Annotated in this window: 19 protein-coding genes; 10 read left to right on the top strand and 9 right to left on the bottom strand. The window is 69.6% G+C overall.

Annotated features, from left to right (window positions below):
- Positions 1-125: 125 nt before the first annotated feature.
- Positions 126-725, top strand: coding sequence for an ECF RNA polymerase sigma factor SigK (sigK, locus tag ACLJQM_RS30880; RefSeq protein WP_410633842.1), 600 nt, complete (start codon positions 126-128; stop codon positions 723-725).
- Complete coding sequence (locus tag ACLJQM_RS30875) at positions 722-1441, top strand: anti-sigma factor domain-containing protein (RefSeq protein ID WP_410633840.1); 720 nt, start codon at positions 722-724, stop codon at positions 1439-1441. The genes sigK and ACLJQM_RS30875 overlap by 4 nt, the downstream gene beginning before the upstream one ends.
- A 324-nt stretch (positions 1442-1765) precedes the next feature.
- Here the strand turns inward: ACLJQM_RS30875 and ACLJQM_RS30870 are convergent, their stop codons facing one another.
- Positions 1766-3475 carry a beta strand repeat-containing protein gene (locus ACLJQM_RS30870; protein WP_410633839.1) on the bottom strand — a complete coding sequence of 570 codons (1710 nt, stop codon included), beginning with the start codon at positions 3473-3475 and terminating at the stop codon, positions 1766-1768.
- Positions 3476-3531: 56 nt separating this feature from the next.
- Positions 3532-4419 (bottom strand): hypothetical protein, encoded by an 888-nt coding sequence (locus ACLJQM_RS30865; protein WP_410633838.1) that lies wholly within the window; start codon positions 4417-4419, stop codon positions 3532-3534.
- Between the two features lie 376 nt (positions 4420-4795).
- Here ACLJQM_RS30865 and ACLJQM_RS30860 point away from each other — a divergent pair, with 376 nt between their 5' ends.
- From ACLJQM_RS30860 to ACLJQM_RS30840, 5 genes are all read left to right on the top strand, one after another.
- Positions 4796-5797, top strand: a complete 1002-nt coding sequence (locus tag ACLJQM_RS30860; RefSeq protein WP_410633836.1) for a ferritin-like domain-containing protein — start codon at positions 4796-4798, stop codon at positions 5795-5797.
- A 423-nt stretch (positions 5798-6220) separates the two neighbouring features.
- Positions 6221-6511 (top strand): putative quinol monooxygenase, encoded by a 291-nt coding sequence (locus ACLJQM_RS30855; RefSeq protein WP_410633835.1) that lies wholly within the window; start codon positions 6221-6223, stop codon positions 6509-6511.
- Between the two features lie 219 nt (positions 6512-6730).
- Complete coding sequence (locus ACLJQM_RS30850) at positions 6731-6877, top strand: hypothetical protein (protein ID WP_410633834.1); 147 nt, start codon at positions 6731-6733, stop codon at positions 6875-6877.
- Positions 6878-7167: 290 nt separating this feature from the next.
- Positions 7168-7467 carry a hypothetical protein gene (locus ACLJQM_RS30845; protein WP_410633832.1) on the top strand — a complete coding sequence of 100 codons (300 nt, stop codon included), beginning with the start codon at positions 7168-7170 and terminating at the stop codon, positions 7465-7467.
- Between the two features lie 130 nt (positions 7468-7597).
- Positions 7598-8032: an ATP-binding protein gene (locus ACLJQM_RS30840; RefSeq protein ID WP_410633831.1), complete on the top strand. Its 435-nt coding sequence runs from the start codon at positions 7598-7600 to the stop codon at positions 8030-8032.
- Between the two features lie 859 nt (positions 8033-8891).
- Here the strand turns inward: ACLJQM_RS30840 and ACLJQM_RS30835 are convergent.
- From ACLJQM_RS30835 to ACLJQM_RS30815, 5 genes are read right to left on the bottom strand one after another with little or no spacing between them, the layout of a single operon-like run.
- Positions 8892-9386, bottom strand: a complete 495-nt coding sequence (locus tag ACLJQM_RS30835; protein WP_410633829.1) for an NUDIX hydrolase — start codon at positions 9384-9386, stop codon at positions 8892-8894.
- A gap of 51 nt (positions 9387-9437) precedes the next feature.
- On the bottom strand, positions 9438-10253 hold the full coding sequence (locus tag ACLJQM_RS30830) for an endonuclease/exonuclease/phosphatase family protein (RefSeq protein ID WP_410633827.1): 816 nt from the start codon (positions 10251-10253) through the stop codon (positions 9438-9440).
- Entirely contained in the window at positions 10244-10876 is a 633-nt protein-coding gene (tmk, locus tag ACLJQM_RS30825; protein ID WP_410633826.1) for a dTMP kinase, read from the bottom strand. The genes ACLJQM_RS30830 and tmk overlap by 10 nt, the downstream gene beginning before the upstream one ends.
- Complete coding sequence (locus ACLJQM_RS30820) at positions 10873-11982, bottom strand: radical SAM protein (RefSeq protein ID WP_410633824.1); 1110 nt, start codon at positions 11980-11982, stop codon at positions 10873-10875. Before ACLJQM_RS30820 ends, tmk begins: the two co-directional genes overlap by 4 nt.
- 43 nt (positions 11983-12025) lie before the next feature.
- Complete coding sequence (locus ACLJQM_RS30815; protein ID WP_410633822.1) at positions 12026-12823, bottom strand: Scr1 family TA system antitoxin-like transcriptional regulator; 798 nt, start codon at positions 12821-12823, stop codon at positions 12026-12028.
- Positions 12824-13205: 382 nt separating this feature from the next.
- On the opposite strand from ACLJQM_RS30815, the gene ACLJQM_RS30810 reads away from it, so the two are divergent.
- The gene (locus ACLJQM_RS30810; protein WP_410633821.1) at positions 13206-13769 is read left to right on the top strand and encodes a helix-turn-helix domain-containing protein; all 564 of its coding nucleotides are present in this window, start codon (positions 13206-13208) and stop codon (positions 13767-13769) included.
- Positions 13766-14653: an XRE family transcriptional regulator gene (locus ACLJQM_RS30805; RefSeq protein ID WP_410633819.1), complete on the top strand. Its 888-nt coding sequence runs from the start codon at positions 13766-13768 to the stop codon at positions 14651-14653. Before ACLJQM_RS30810 ends, ACLJQM_RS30805 begins: the two co-directional genes overlap by 4 nt.
- Here the strand turns inward: ACLJQM_RS30805 and ACLJQM_RS30800 are convergent.
- Complete coding sequence (locus ACLJQM_RS30800) at positions 14644-15201, bottom strand: NUDIX hydrolase (RefSeq protein WP_410633818.1); 558 nt, start codon at positions 15199-15201, stop codon at positions 14644-14646. The genes ACLJQM_RS30805 and ACLJQM_RS30800 overlap by 10 nt on opposite strands.
- A 97-nt stretch (positions 15202-15298) precedes the next feature.
- On the opposite strand from ACLJQM_RS30800, the gene ACLJQM_RS30795 reads away from it, so the two are divergent.
- On the top strand, positions 15299-15532 hold the full coding sequence (locus ACLJQM_RS30795) for a hypothetical protein (protein WP_410633817.1): 234 nt from the start codon (positions 15299-15301) through the stop codon (positions 15530-15532).
- Here ACLJQM_RS30795 and ACLJQM_RS30790 read toward each other — a convergent pair.
- Positions 15525-15815, bottom strand: a complete 291-nt coding sequence (locus tag ACLJQM_RS30790) for a hypothetical protein (RefSeq protein WP_410633816.1) — start codon at positions 15813-15815, stop codon at positions 15525-15527. The two genes, ACLJQM_RS30795 and ACLJQM_RS30790, sit on opposite strands and share 8 nt — an antisense overlap.
- Positions 15816-15821: the final 6 nt, after the last annotated feature.

Here is a 15821-nt window from a genome sequence, read left to right as displayed (position 1 = left end):
TGGTAAGTGACCAGATGGGTTTCTCTTCACCGCACCAATCCGCGAGGGCCGGCTGGGACGAACTCCTCGTGACACGCCGCTGAGCGCGGCACGCGACTCGGCGCCCGCCGGGAAGGACAGGTGCCATGACCGCTCACGCAGCCGCGCTCCGCACCGGCACCGGCACCGGCACCGGCGCCGAGCCGGATCCGGAACAGCTGCTCGCGCGCACCGCCCTCGGCGACGAGCAGGCCTTCGCCGTGCTCTACGACCAGCTGGCCGGGCCGATCTTCGGCACCGTGCTGGCGGTGCTGCGCTCCCGGGCACACGCCGAGGAGGTCACCCAGGAGGTCCTGCTCGAGATCTGGCGCAAGGCGGCGACGTTCGACGCCGGGCGCGGGCGGGTGCGGACCTGGGCGCTGACCATTGCGCACCGGCGCGCCATCGACCGGGTCCGGTCCGAGCAGTCCGCGGCCGACCGGCAGGACCGGGCCGACCGGCTGGACCTGCGTCGCCCCTACGACGACGTCACCGAGACGATGCTGGGCCGCCTCGACCGCGCGCAGGTCCGCGCCGCGCTGGCGGCCCTGACCGAGCTCCAGCGGGAGTCGATCCTGCTCGCCTACTTCCAGGGCTACACCTGCCGGGAGGTTTCCGAAAAACTCGGTGTCGCGATCGGCACCGTCAAGACCCGCATGCGGGACGGACTGATCCGCCTGCGCGACGCTCTGGGAGTGCACCGATGACCACCGCCGACGCCCACATCCTCGCCGGCGCGTACGCCCTCGACGCGGTCGACGACCTCGAACGTGCCGCGTTCACCCGGCACCTCGGCGAATGCCCGGTCTGCGCCGAGGAAGTCGTCGGCTTCCGGGAAACCGCCGCCCTGCTGGGCACCGCGGCCGCCGCCGGCCCGGACGAGAGGTTCCGCCGGCGCGTGCTCGCTGAGATCTCCCAGACGCGGCAGCTTCCTCCCCAGGTCGACGCCGGGCCCGCCGTCGCGGCGCGGCACACCCCGTGGCGTAAGCGCGCGCTGATCGGGATCGCGTCCGTCGCCGCGGCGGCGGCCGTGCTCGTCGGCGGCATCAGCATCGGGCTGGACCAGTCGGTCCCCGGCAATCCGGTGCCGGTGGCCGACGGCGGCGCGGTGACGTCCGCGGCCGACGCGACCACCGCGCGCACGGCCGCGGCCGGCGGCGGCTCGGTCTCGGCCACGGTCTCCCGGCGGCTGGGCAAGGTCCTCGTCGCCGCGCAAGCACTCCCGCGGCTGGATGCCGGCCACGCTTACGAGGTGTGGCTGACCGGACCGGGCGCACCGCGATCGGCGGGACTGGTCGGGCCCGACGGCACCGTCGAGACCGCCCTGCCCACCGGCGCCGACGGAGTCGCGGTGACCATCGAACCTGCCACCGGATCGCTGCAGCCGACCACGCCACCGGTCGCCATCCTCGCGGCCAGCTGACTTCGGTATGAAGGCCCGGTCACCGTGGTGACCGGGCCTTCGTCGTGTTACCCACAGGCGTGGTCCGGCGCCGGAGACCTGTCCGCCGGCGCGGCGTCCGCCTCCGACCACGCCCGCCCCGGCGGTCGCGCAGTCCTCCGGCGAAGGACACCATCACCACCACGGCTTGGGCCTGCAGATCAGCGGCCACGGCAGCTGGAACGACGGAGACGACTGCGACGGCGGTCTCCTGGTCGACGGCCTGGTGCTTGGCGACTGACGTTCCGCGCAAAGAGCGGGGCACCGGATTCCTCCGGTGCCCCGCTCCTTGTTCTCCGCGAACCGTCAGACGGTGTGCGGGGTGTGCGCGACGGTGTTCCAGCCCGAGGCGTGGACGTCGGCGTCGCCGCCGTTGCCCGCCCAGCCGGAGTTCCCGCCGGTGGTGCTGCTGTGGTTCCAGGCGTCACCGGTCGAGCCGGTGGCGCCGGTGGCACCCGAGTTGCCCGAGGTCACCGCGGTGTGCGACTTCGTGCTGTTCTCGTGGTTCCAGCCACCGTGGTGGCGGCCCTGCTGCTCGTGCCCGCGGGTCGACGTGACGGCGGTGTTGCCGCCGGTCGAGCCCGAGTCACCCGAGTTGCCGGACGTACCGGTCACGGCGTTGTTCTTGCTGGTGGCGTTCCCGGCGTCGCCGGAGTTGCCACCGTTACCGCCCTTGGCGGTGCCGGTCACGACACCCAGGACGCTAGTGCGGCCGCCCTGCTCGTGCCGGTTCCAGCCCCAGCCGTGACCGCTGGTGCCGTTCGCGGCGGAGTTCCGGCCGGTGCTCACGACGGTGGCGTCGCCACCTTTGCCCGCCCAGCCCGAGTTGCCGCCGGTCGTGGTGCTCCAGTTGCCCGCGTCACCGGTCGAACCGGTGGCGCCGGTGGCACCCGAGTCGCCCGACGTCACCGTGGTGGCCGACTTCGTGCCGTTCTCGTGGTTCCAGCCGCCGTTGTTCCAGCCACCGCTGTGGTTCCAGCGGTTGTCCTGACCGCCCACGGTCCACACGATGGCGGTGTTGCCGCCGGTGGAACCGGAGTCGCCCGAGTTGCCGGAGTTCCCGGTCACCGCGCTGTTGTGGCTGTTCGCGTTGCCGGCGTCGCCGGAGTTGCCTCCGTTGCCGCCCTTGGCGGTGCCGGTCACAACACCCAGGACGCCCGTGTTGCCGCCCTGGTCGTGACGGTTCCAGCCGTGTCCACCGTTGTTCGTGGCGGAGTTGTGGCCGGACGCGGCCGTGGTGGCGTCGCCACCGTTGCCCGCGTTGCCGGAGTTGCCGCCGGTGGTGGTGCTGGTGTTGGTCGCGTCGCCGGTCGAGCCGGTGGCGCCGGTGTTCCCGGAGTCACCCGAGGTCACCGTGGTGGAGCACTGCGCCAGCAGGCACAGGCCGTAGGCGCTGTTCCCGCCGGTGGAACCGGAGTCACCCGAGTTGCCGGAGTTGCCGCTGACGGCGTTGTTGCTGCTGGTGGCGTTCCCGGCGTCGCCGGAGTTGCCACCGTTGCCGCCCCTGGCGGTGCCGGTCACCGAGCCGAGGACACCGAGGACGCCACCACGCGACGAGTGCGAGCCGGCGGTGTTCTTGCCGGACGTCGCCGTGGTCCCGGAGCCGCCGTTGCCGGCGTTCCCGGAGTTGCCGCCGGTGGTGGTGCTGTGGTTCGAGGCGTTCCCGGTCGAACCGGTCGCGCCCGTGTTCCCGGAGTTGCCCGAGGACACCGAGGTGCTGCACTGGGCCAGGACACAGACGCCGTAGGCGCTGTTGTGCCCGGTGGAACCGGAGTTGCCCGAGTTGCCGGAGTTCCCGCTGACGGCGTTGTTGCTGCTGTTCGAGTTCCCGCCGTCACCCGAGTTGCCGCCGTTGCCGCCGGCCGAAACGCCGGAGACCACGGAGTGCAGGGTGCTGCCGAGCCCGCCCAGCGGGCCCGAGTTCCCGGTGTCCGCACTGGCCACCGCTGACCCCAGCAGGACGAACCCGCCGGAGATGAACGCGGCGGTCAGGCCGCGTCGCACGTACTTGTGCATGACTTCCCTTTCCTTACTCTCTGTCCATTGTGGATTTTGAGGGTGGAAAGGGTCAGTCAGCTCGGGTGGTCGTTGCCGTAGTACTCGAGCCAGTGCAACGACCACGCGCCCGCGGGCGGTGCCCGCCACGTGCGATCGGTACCGGGAACAGCGCTCCCGGCGGCGGTCACGGCGTATTCGCCACCGTGCCGGCCACCCGGACTCGCCGACATCGCCCCGCTCGCGCCGGAGACGTCGGCGGGCAGGCCGCCACCGCCCGATCCGGACACCGGACCGGCCACCCCGATCCGCGAACCGGACTGCCCGGCAGCTGATCGCGGGGCAGCGTGCACGTCTCGCGGACGCTGCGGGCCGGCCGTGCTGACCGTGACCGGAGCACTGCCTCCGGCTGGTGCGGCCGCGCTGCGTGAAGACACCACGTCTTCACGCGGCACCGGACGGTCGTTCTCCGGAGTCCCGGTCGCCTCTCGGACCACGTGCTCGGCCTCGACCGCCCGCACCACCGGCGCGGTCAGCGGAGCCGTGGCGTGCAGCACCGGAGAGGTCACCGGGGACAGCGCGTGCAAAACGGGCTCGGTGACGGGCCGAAGAGCCGACAGCACCGGCTCCGCCGCGCGCAGCACCGGACGCGTGACCGGCGCGAGCACGGGCTCGAGCCCGTGCGTCACCGGCTTCACGACCTGAGCCACCTGCGACGTCACCACGTGCACCGGCTCGGTGACCGGCGTGAGCACCGGCTCGACCGGCTTGAGCACACCGTGAGCTGTGCTCCCGATGTGGCCGAGCAAGCCGGACCGATCCGGGGGCGGGCCCTCGGACGCGTCCGCGGCCTGCGACACCGCCAAGGCCACCAGGGTGAATCCGAACAACGCGCCGGCCACGACCAGCACCCGGACAAGCAGCGGGTGCCGGATCGGCGTGTCATCCGTCAGGGAAATATCCATCTATCTCACCCCCTTTCGAGGCTGGACTTCACCGTCAGTCAATGTTCGGGGCGGCGATCATCACTGGATTGGGGGTAAATCGAAGTTTTTTCTTTCACTCCAACAAGGTTTGCTACCACCGAGTAGCGGGTAAACGTCGCGATTTTCGTCGGCACGGAGAGGGGATACCACTCTTCCGGCAACCGCGACCACCCGGCTGGACACCCTCGGTCGCCGCCCTTCGGCAGCCCGTTCGCCATCCCGTCGGGGAATCGACCCATCCGCCCCGCGATCGGTCTCGAAAGGGAAACGTCCACGAAGGATCCATCCCCAGCGCCGGGAGCCGGTGGTGGGTGACGCCCGCCGCCTCCGCGCGCGGGCGGGGAGGAGTTCGTCCGTGTTTGGCAAGCGCTATGCCGCTTCGATGATCAACCGAAGCGCCGAGAACGACCAGGACCGCCGCCGCTTCCTCAAGGCCGCCGGCATGACCGGCCTCGGCGTCGTCGGTGCCGGTGCCCTGGGCGGTCTCGCCACCGGGACCGCGTCCGCCGCACCCGCCCGGCCCTCCGCGACGGCCGCCGCCGCGTCGGCCGGAGTCAGCGACGGCGCGGTCCTCAACTTCGCCCTCAACCTGGAATACCTCGAAGCCGAGTTCTACCTGCACGCCGTCACCGGCAAGGGGCTCGCCGACTCGATGACGACCGGCACCGGCACCCGCGGCGGCGTCACCGGCGGCCGCGCGGTGCGGTTCAAGACCAAGGCTGCCAAGCAGTACGCCCAGGAGATCGCGGGCGACGAGAAGGCACACGTCCAGTTCCTGCGTTCCGCGCTGGGCTCGGCCGCGGTCAGCCGGCCGGCGATCGACCTGCGGTCCAGTTTCACCGCCGCCGCCCAGGCCGCCGGGCTGGTCAAGCCGGGTCACAGCTTCGACGCCTTCGCCTGCGAAGAGAACTTCCTGCTCGCGGCGTTCCTGTTCGAAGACGTCGGCGTCACGGCCTACAAGGGTGCTGCGCCGTTGATCAGCAACAAGACCTACCTGGAGGCGGCGGCCGGTATCCTCGCCGTGGAGGCCTACCACGCGGGCAACATCCGCAGCGCGCTCTACCAGCACACCGACGGCATCTTCGGGCTCGGCCTGCTCGGCCGTGACCTGCGGGAAGCGAGCGTCAAGCTGTCCAACGCCCGCGACAGCCTCGACGGCCCCACCGACGACGACCAGGGTGTGATCGACAGCCGCGGCAACGCCAACATCGTCCCCACCGACGCCAACGGCATCGCCTACAGCCGCTCGCCGGGACAGGTCCTCAACATCGTCTACCTGACCAACAAGGCTGCCACCTCCGGCGGGTTCTTCCCCAAGGGAGTCAACGGCGAAGTGAACACCAGCGCCGCGAACTGATCCGGAGGGGTGCCGGGCCGCTGTCGGGGCGGTCCGGCACCCGCTCCGCCCCACCGGAGGACACGATGCTGGGACTCAGCCCGGAACACCTGCTCGTCCTGATGGTCGCCGCCCTGTTCATCCTCGGCCCGGAACGTCTCCCCGGTGCCATCGCCACGGTGCGCAAGACCGCGCAGCGGGCCAAGGACGCCCTCGCGAACGCCCACGAGCAGATCAGCAACGAAATCGGCCCGGAGTTCGAGCAGCTGCGCAAACCGCTGGGCGAGCTCAACCAGCTTCGCACCTTGGATCCCCGTACCGCCCTGACACGGTTCGTGCTGGAGCCGTCGGCCGCCGAACCCGCCCACCCCGGCGCTGTCGCCGACCGGGCGGGTGTCCGGTGTGGACAGGGAAGCCACCTGACGCACAACCGAAAGGAACCCGATGGCTGTCGACCGAGGACTTCTCGCGACTCTCAAAGCCAAGCCCGGCAGGGGCGACGAGCTCGCCGCGTTCCTCGAGCAGGGCCGCGCACTCGCCGCCGCCGAGACCGTCACCTGGTACGCGTTCAAGATCGACGACACCACCTACGGCATCTTCGACACCTTCGAGACCGAAGAAGCCCGCCAAGCCCACCTCGCCGGACAGATTCCCGTCGCGCTCGGGCAGGTCGCCGCGGACCTGCTGGCGGCCGATCCGGACATCCGTCCCGTGGACGTCATCGCGGTGACCTGACCCTCGCCTGGGTCCTCCGCCCCGGCGAAGCAACCATTCGGCGCGTCCAACCGGGCCGCCGGTGAACTGTCCGGACGACAGGTCGAGCCGCCCGGCCCGGCTTTTGCCACCGGGGCCGCCCTTTCCCGGCCTGCTCGGCTTCCCCCGGCGAAGCGAAGACCACTCGCGGCGCGAGCAGCGGACCCGGCCGCCGGAGTCGCCTTCGGCGTGGTGATGATCGTGGGCTGGATACCGGCCGGTATCGGCGGTGCGAACGTCGGCCCCGGCACGGTCGACGCGGTGGCCGGTCTCGCCGCCGGTGAACCGGACTGGAGGCTGACGTCGTTCCTGCCGGGCACCGCCTGCGTGCCGCCGTCGCCCGGGTGAGCGGAGAACTCCACATCCGAGGCCGAACGACAGCTCCGGCTGATCGCCGGTGGGTCCTGCTCGGCGGGCGGCCGACTCGCCGGCGGCTGCCACCCTCGGCCACGGACTCTCGGGCGTCGCGCCGTTCACCGTGTCCTCGCGGGTCGTCCTGGCCGCCGGCAACGGCGGGACCGCGCTCGCACGGTCCGCGCGCCCTCTCGACCGGGACCACCGGACACCGGTAACCGCGCGGTAAGAATCACCGGGTCCGGTTCGTGTGAGACTTGAGTGATCCGACGAGGAGGTCACCCATGACCCGCAGTCACCCGCACCCGGCCTCGACCGGCGGAGCGACCGGGCACCGGTGGGCCCGCGCAGGAGTCTCGATCGTCTTCGCCCTGATCGTCGCCGGCGGCGCGAAAGCCGCCTTCGATCTCAGCGGCACCATGATGACGCACCTCGCCTTCGTGGGCGCCTGGATGATGTTCGCGCTGGGCCTGGCCTACGCGGGCGTCCGGATCCGGCCCGGCATCGGCGGTGCGCTCTTGACGGGCTTCGGAATCGGGGCTCTGCTGGTGGTGTTCTTCGGCGGCATGCAGATGTTCGCGTAACCGAGGACGAACCCGGTGAGAACGGGCCGACCACCGAGGAGACCGGCGGCGGGCCCGGACACCTTCGGCTGATCCGGTGATCCCGGATCCGGGCACCAATCCGGACGATGAACCGGCCCGAACCCCGAACATGGATTTCGACCGGGAGTTGGCGCGCCTCACCGATCGGCTCGCCGGGGCGGCCGAAACGACGGTCGCGCTGAGCGACCGCCCCGATCTGCGCCGGGTTCGGTCCGTGGTCGCCGAAGCCCTGACGTTCGGGGCGTGCCCCGACGATCGTTACGGCGGCGTGCTCCTGGTGATCGACGAACTGGTCGGCAACGCCTACCAGCACACCACCGCCGTCCACGAGTTGCGTGTCACCCGCTCCGCCGAAAACCTGCTGGTCGAAGTCAGCGACGCGGACCCGGACGTCACGCCGGTGCGGGCCTGCGGGCCGGGATCCGGCCGATTCGGGCTCCGGCTGGTGGGCCAGCTGACCGTGGACTGGGGCGTGCGGACCGACAGCGCGGGCAAGGTCGTGTGGGCGCTGGTACCGCTCAAGATCTTTCCCGCCGCGCCCTGACTGTGCACGTCCACGTCGGCGTGCCCGACCGCGCCGCGGCGTGGTCTTCCTGTGAGCAAGCTGCCGTTGGGGTTCACGCTCTTGTTTAAAGGCGTGACGAACACACTCTTGCCGTTGGTGCCGTGAGCGCCCTTTTCGACACGGGTTGTCCCAGGTCATGCGCCCGTGTCCCGAGAGGTTTAGCCGCTGCCGCCGCATCACCTGATCGCAGTAGCGTTCGGAAAAGAGCATTGGCGACATGCCGCGCGCGCCCGGGCGCAGTCGCCGAGACCCACCACAGCGGCCGTCATACAACAATCCTGCAGCCGGCGTCCGGCCGACGCTGGGGCAGCCGCCCGGTCTCACCCTTCAGCTCGGGCAGCTTCCAACCTCGCGCCGCCCGTGGGTAGGCGGGTCAGCAACTGCGCTCGGCGCGCCACCTGATCAGCGGTATGTGAGCTTTGCCTGTGCGGGGCGACCGAGGAACAGTGCGGGCGCCGCGAGTGCCAAGCCCACCGCGAGCGGCAGGCTCTGGTGCCACACCGGGACCGCGTGCGGCCGGAGGAAGCCGCGTGCTGCGCGCTGACGTCGCTGATGATGGTGTCTCAGCACGATGGCGACAAGACGATGAAGCGTGCCTTGCCGATCACGTTGTCCACCCGTACCGCGTTGGTAGCGCGAATCTTTCGAGGCGTTGCGATCGTTGCCGCTCTCGCGACGGAAAGCTCTTGGCCAACCTGGCCGACGTCAGCAACCTCCGAAGCACCTGACTCGGCTGACCGAGGCGCGCCCCTTGCACAGCGACGAGTTCGCATCGCCCGCGCGGATCGCCATGCGCCGCGCCGGAGTTGTCCTGCATCCACGCCGGCCGAGGCCGACCTCAAGCGGTGAGTGCCAGGGGAGCGGCTGGGAAGCGGTCGTCGAGGACTGCCAGCAGCAGTTCCGGAAGCTCGTCGGGCAGGAGCTTGTCCGCGCATTCCGCGAGCGCCGTGATCGACCACCAGCGGCGCTCGACGAGACCGGCACGCTCGTTCGCCGAGTGCTGCAGAGACACTTGCGGGGCCGTGTCGTCGATGCGGGCGAGGAAGACGTGGTCGAGGCGATGATGCTCGCGGCCGCGGTAGGCGAACCGGCTTTCACGGGTCCAGAGTTTCCGGCCGATCTGGACCACGATCAGCCCGGTTTCCTCGGCGATCTCCCGTCGCGCGGTGTCCTCGAGCGATTCGCCGGGGTTCCGGCCCCCGCCGGGGAGTTCCCACCAGCGGTGGTCGGGCTTGTCGGGGTCGCGGGCGCGGATGAGCAGGACTTCGTCGTCGCGGTTGAGGAGCAGGACGCGGGCGCCGACCCGTAGGTCCGGTTCGCTGGCAACGGTCATCCGGTGGGTCCCCTGGTGCTCGGCGGCGTGCTGGTGGCCGCGAACCGAGGTTCAGAAGAGCGTTGCCTCGCGGTCCGCTGCCGGGTCGGACGTTATCAGCGACGCGGTCGCGGCCAGGGTCAGCTCGACCGCCAGACCCGAATGATCCGTCAGCGCCGGATCGCCTTGGCGGGTGTCGTGGACGTAGGCGCAGCTCGCGACATGGTTGATCAGTGGGCTGGAGGCGTGGGCGTGGTCGTAGCGGTAGCCGAGTTCGGCGCGGCGGGCCCAGCTGTGCTCGACCGCGGTCGGGTGCAGTGCACGGAAGGCGTCGGTGAGTCCGTGGCGCTGGGTCAGCTCGGTGTAGAAGGCGGTTTCGAACGGCGCGAACTGACCCGGGTGGGGCGGGATGTGCCCGGGTTCGAGGACGTTGAGATCACCCAGAAGAAGGACGGGTGCGTCGTCGGTGGTGGTGTCATAGGCGTGGTGAAAGGCGTCGATCCACGCGCGTTTGCGGGTGGTTTTCGCTTCGGTGGCGTCGCGGGAGGGGACGTAGGCGCCGAGAATGCGCAGCGGTCCACGGTCGGTGCGCACGATGATGCCGGCCAGCCGGGCCGGGAGGTAGGTCATCGCGGCGCCGATGGGGTCCACCGTGGACTTGTATTTGGAGAGCAGCATGACGCCGCGTTCCTTGTCGGGGTGGTCGGGGTAGGTGACCGACCAGCCGGCGTCGCGGTAGGAGTCGGCGATGAGGTGGGAGCCGGGTCCGGAGCCGGTTTCGGTGAGCACGAAGACGTCCTCGGTGCGGTGGGCGAGCCAGTCGCGTTGGCGGCGGGCGCGTTCGACGGCGGGGTTGCCGACGTTGAGGGTGAGGACGGTCAGGGGCATGCCGGGCTCTCCGTGAGGATGGGGCGGATCAGGTCGATGATGGTGCCACCTGTGATTTGGGGGTTGTCGGCGCAGTCGACGACGTGGACGGGCCAGCCCTGCTCGTGCAGGAACGTGGTGGCCGCCTGGTAGCCGTGGGTTTCGCGGAGGCTGTTCCCGGGCGTGCGTTCGAAGCGGCTGTGCCCGCCGCGGGCATGCAGGCGGTCCTCGACGTCGGCCGGGGCCGCGCTCAGCGCCACCACCAGGTCGGGCCGGTAAGCGCCGTGGTTGAGGGCCCAGACGACGTCGAGCGGGATGTCGTCGATTCCCTGTAGGACCAGCGACGAAGCCACGTACCGGTCGCAGAGCACCAGCTTGCCTTCGGCGAGGGCCGGGAGGATTTCGGTGGCCAGTTGGTGGTGGCGGTCGGCAGCGCAGAGGCAGGCCAGGGCCATGCCGCGGTAGGTGTCGGTGCCATGCCGCGCCAGGTCGCCCAGCGGAGCGCGGGAGGGCTGGACGGCGGCGTGGACGGCGACGCCGTCAGCGTTGAGGAGGTCGGCGACCAGCGTGACGATCGTGCTCTTCCCGACGCCGCCGGGGCCTTCGAAGGTCACCAGTGTGCCGGGCAGCCGTGGCGCGGTCATGCGACGTCCAGAGGCAGCAACCGGTGCTCGTCGGCGGCGGTGACGGGGCACTGTTCGGTGTCGATGTCGCCGATGCGTTTGCCGTTGGCGACGACTGCGGCCGGGCAGCCTTTGCCGCAGGCGGGCTCGAGGTTGCAGTGGAAGCAGGTGGGGTTCGCGCCGACCTTGAACCGGTCGTGGAAGCGGTAGGAGTCGAGGCGTTCGGCGATGTCGCGGTCGGTGAAGATGTTGCCGACGATGAAGTCGGTGTCGGAATGCTGCGAGATGGGAGTGCGGGCGGCGAAGACGAGGTAGGGGCAGACGGTGACCTCGCCCGGGGTGAAGACGTAGATGATCGTCCCGGCTTCGCAGCCGGCGAGGGGCTTGCGGTCGGTGTTGGGGAAGCGGATGTGGGCGATGTCGAGGTCGGGGCCGTCGAATGGGGCCGTCAGCTCGAAGATTTCCTGCATGTGCATGGCTGTTTTCGCGAGTCTCCGCTGGGATTTCACACCGCGGCCCATGCTGCCCAGCGGGTTGAGCAGGACGTAGCGGGCGCCGTTGTCGCGGGCGAACGCGCACAACCGGACGTACTCCTCGTTGGCGGCCAAGCTGTTCGGCGTGCATAGCAAGCCCTGCAGCAGGCCGGCGGCGGCGAGCTTGCGGACGTTGCCGACGGTGACATCGAAGGAGGTGCGGTCGCCGCGGAACAGGCCGTGGGAGTCGGCGGCGAATCCGTCGAGGGAGACGTTGACGTGGACTCGGGCATCGGCGAGTTGCCGGATGACGGTGTCGTCGAGGGTGGTGGCGTTGGTGCAGATGCCGACGTCGATCCCGGCGGTGCGGAGGGCGTGCACGATGCCGAGGAAGTCCGGGTGGATGGTCGGTTCGCCGCCGGTGAGGGTCACCCGCTGGACGCGGGCGTCGGCCAGCCGGGGGACGACCTTCTTCACCACTTCGTTCAGGGGCATGTCCTTGCCGTGCTTGGTCGCGGAGACGAAGCAGTGAGCGCAGCGGAGGTTGCACCGCTCGATGATCTGGACCAGGGCCTTGCGGTGCGGGGTGTCCACGGTGGTGCGGAAGTAGCAGCTTGACGCCTGCTCGGCGACGGCGATCGGACGGACGGTCATCGTTCGTTCCTCCGGGATTGGTGGATGAGGGGGCCGACGGTCGTCACGACGCCAGCTCCCAAGGTGAGTTGCTCAGCGCGGTGGCGGTCTTCCTGAGCCTCCGTCGATTCAGGGCGTCCGCAGTTTCCGAGTACTTGTCCAGCAGCGCCTTCTCAGTCAGGTAAGCGGTGCAGTGGACGCTTTTGATCGCTACAGCCACGGAAGCGCGATCGACTTCGAAGATCGTGAACGCGTTGCCTGGGTCGTGGCCCGCCGTCGGCACGATCCGGACGGTCACGTGTGGCAGGCTCGCCACGGTGCGGACGCGGCAGATCTGCTCAACGGCACCAGGGCCGGTTTTCGCTGTGGAGAGAGCATTTTCGCCGATCAGGAAGAGGTATTGGTGAATGCCGTCCTGTACTTCCTGCCGACCGACATTGTGTTCGAATGGCTCCAAGTCCCGGGTTTCGCTACACGCCTGCCCGGCGCGCTGTGTCCGGAGCAGCTCCGGGATGCAGTGCGGCGCCCACTCCACGATCCGGGTCGCCAATTGCTCGTAGATCCGGGTGAGACCGACCGCCTCCGAGGCGTGCTCTTCGAGGTAGTTGACGTCATCGACGTGCCTGGCCAGCTTGATGATCCGGTCGTACTCAGCGCCGCTGATCCGCAGGAAACCGAGTACGCGAGCCACATCGGGCTCGTGCGGGAGGTTGACTCCCTGCTCCAAAGCGTGCAGACGAGATGGGGAAATGCCGATCTGACGCGCGAGCGGGCGTAGTCCGATGTCTCGCCGTTCGCGTGCTTCGCGCAAGCTGGTGCTGACGCCCAGAACCGCGGGACGGTAGTTGTTGGGCGGTGTCATCAGCCGCTCCTTTGCTGTCACTTCCAGGTCTCCGGCAGAGGTCGCAGAGCACCGAACTTCGGCCAGTGGGCCGCGAGCACCAGCGCCGCTGCTTCGTGGTCCGCCTCGGTCAGTTGCTCACCGGGCGTGCGTGGTCGCGTGAGCTGACGAAACGCGTCCGCCAGCCGAGTGCCATGCGACCGGCCGTTGTCACCGTCTGCTACCGCTTGCATCCGTCAAGACTCCAAGGCGAGACCATGGTTGCCAACGACGTCGAGGTATGGGTTCCCGCAGGTGAAAGCCTCGGATGGCGGATTTCATGCATCGCGAGCATGAAATCCGCCGCACGCTCTGTGCGGTCACATACACTGAGGGTTGATCTTCGGGTGGGAGGTGAGCGGACGTGCAGAAGTCCGTCAGAAGGTGCGAGAAGTGCGGTGCGCGTATGGCTTGCGACCGCGTGAGCAACCACTGCGGCTCCTGCCTCCGTCTGCTGATCACGAACGAAGCGCCGGTCCAGCCGGACGAATTCTGGGTGACGAAAAGCATTCAGGCGGCGCTGGAATCACGTCATTTCGGCTGCCTGTTCGCTGCTTACCGCAAGGAAGCCAGCCCGCGCCTGTCGCAAGCGGTGCTCGGCCGCTGGCTCGGCTTGACCCAAGCGCAAGTCAGCCGCCTGGAGATGCCGGGCTCCCGCCCGCCGAGCGATCTGGTGAAGCTCGAACGCTGGGCGAAAGCCCTGCGCGTACCGCCGGGCTTGCTTTGGTTCAGCGTTTCCCATCCGTCCGGGGAATTGGCCGGGCGGGGCAGCGACCTTAGCCTCGAACGCGTGCACAGGCGACAGTTCCTCAAGACCGCAGGTGTCAGCGCGACGGCGATCGGCGCTTCGTTGCTCGGCGCGGTCCCGCCGTCGCGGGTGGCCGCCCGAAGCCGCGCAGCACCGATGTCGAGATCGTGCGCGACATGACGGCGACGTTCCGGCGTCTGGACAACCGCTTCGGAGGTGGGCACAGCCGCGCGACGACGACCATCACCAACTACCTGACGTCGACCGTCACGCCGATGCTGAAGGACGCTGCAGGGAAAGCGGCGGCGCGCGACGAACTCCTCGCCGCGGCCGCCGAGCTGCACCAGGTCGCCGGCTGGATCGCCTTCGACGTCGGCAATGCCGCGGAAGGGCAACGGCGTTTGCGCGACGCGCTGAAGCTGTCGCAGGATGCGGGCGACGACGCGCTCGAGGCCGAAATGCTGGCGGCCATGAGCCACCACGCCGCCTTCAACGGTGCTCCTGAAGTCGCCGTCGACATGGCGCTGGCCGCAAGACGCACGTCGAAAAGGTCCGGCTTGGCCGCACTGCAGGCCGAGGCCGCGGTGCTCGAAGCTCACGGCCATGCGCTGCAGCGAAACTCGTCGGCGTGCTTCGCGGCGCTGCGGGAAGCTGAACGCGCGTTCGAACGCTTCTCACCCGGGATCGGGCCGACGTGGCTCAACTACTTCGACAGCGCGTACTTGTCCGCGAAGTTCGCTCACGTCTTCTTGAACCTCGGACATGCGACCGAAGCCGAGCAGTTCGCCCGCCGATCGCTGGCGATGACCGACGGGTACGAGCGAGGGCGGCTGTTCAACACCGCGCTGCTCGCCTCCACGCTGGCCGATCAGGGGCGCGTCGAGGAAGCGTGCGCGGAGGGTGCGGCAGCGGTGCGGATGAGCGGGCACGTCCGATCTGTCCGAGGGGGCGCCTACCTCGCCGACGTAGGTCGCCGGCTCGGTCCGCACCGCACCGATGACCGCGTACGTGGTCTCTACGCGCAGATGGACGCGGTCGGCGTGCCCACCCCGGCTCAGCGGTAGAACGCGAGGACGTGGAGCAGCGCGACCTGCGATGCCGCGCCGACGATCTCACCCTTGGTGATGCGGTCGTGCACCGTGTCGAGCGGGATCCAAGCGACCCGCTCGGCCTCGTTGATGTCTTCGGGCTCGCCGATGTACTCCGCTCCCCGGGCGACGAACAGCAGGTTCTCGGCATCGGCGCTGCCGACGGTGGGCTGCATCGAGCCGAGCGGCTCGACATCCACTGGGCGCCAGCCGGTCTCTTCCTCGACTTCCCGGGCGGCGGTCACGACAGGATCCTCACCGGGCTCGACGTAGCCACCTGGCAGCTCCCAGACCCACCGGTCGATGATGAACCGGTGCCGCCACATCATGAGCACGCGGTCCTGGTCGTCGAGGACCGCCATCATCGCCGCCTTGGGGATGCGGAGCACGTACTGCTCGAACTTCACGCCGTCAGGCAGCTCGACCGAGGCGATGCTCAAGCGCAGGCGGCGCGTTTCGTCGACGACCCGCTCGCCGTGGATCTTCCATCGCGTCAGCTCTTGCTCGTTGGGTTCCGTCGCCACGCAACCAGATGCTACGGCGCGGGTCAGTCGAACGCACGTTCTACGGTTTGGTAGGGTCGCCTCGCCGAGGTCGTGGTCGCTGAGCCGGGAGGTCGTCGTGGCGTGGTTGCTGAAGGAACGAGCATCCGGCCGCGAGTGGCGAGTCGGCGACAGCGACGTCGCGTGGGAAGCCGGCGGCTACGACTCCACGCGCTTCGAACTCCACGTCCTGGATGAAGACGTCGTCGGCACCCCGGACGGTGTGCCGGGCGGTCGAGGCGCAGACTCCACAGTGCATGATTCTCAGACCGTTGCCGGTTCCTCGGCGCGAGGTCTGCAGCTGTTCAGCTGAGCTGCCCGACGGCTGCGTGCAGGGCTTCGGGATCAAGCGGAGACAAGTACCGGTAGCTCTGCGGGGGGCGGAACCCGGTCTCGGCCCGCAACGCGGCCAGCCCGTGGGGCGTGTCGAGCCGCAGAGGAGTACCGATGGTCAGTGCGGTGGCTGCCTCGGCGCCGTCGAAGTACTGGTCATATTCGGACCGGCCAAGTCCGACCCGCCGGCGGTGTCGCCGCCAGATGGTGTCAGGTGGGGCGGTTTCGACGGCGGTCAGTGTGGCGACTCCGACGACAGCCATGATGGG

The organism is Amycolatopsis sp. cmx-4-83, assembly GCF_046548815.1.
GTDB lineage: Bacteria > Actinomycetota > Actinomycetes > Mycobacteriales > Pseudonocardiaceae > Amycolatopsis > Amycolatopsis pretoriensis_A.
Note: the sequence above shows the minus strand (reverse complement) of the source record. Positions and strands in the feature narration are given on the sequence as shown.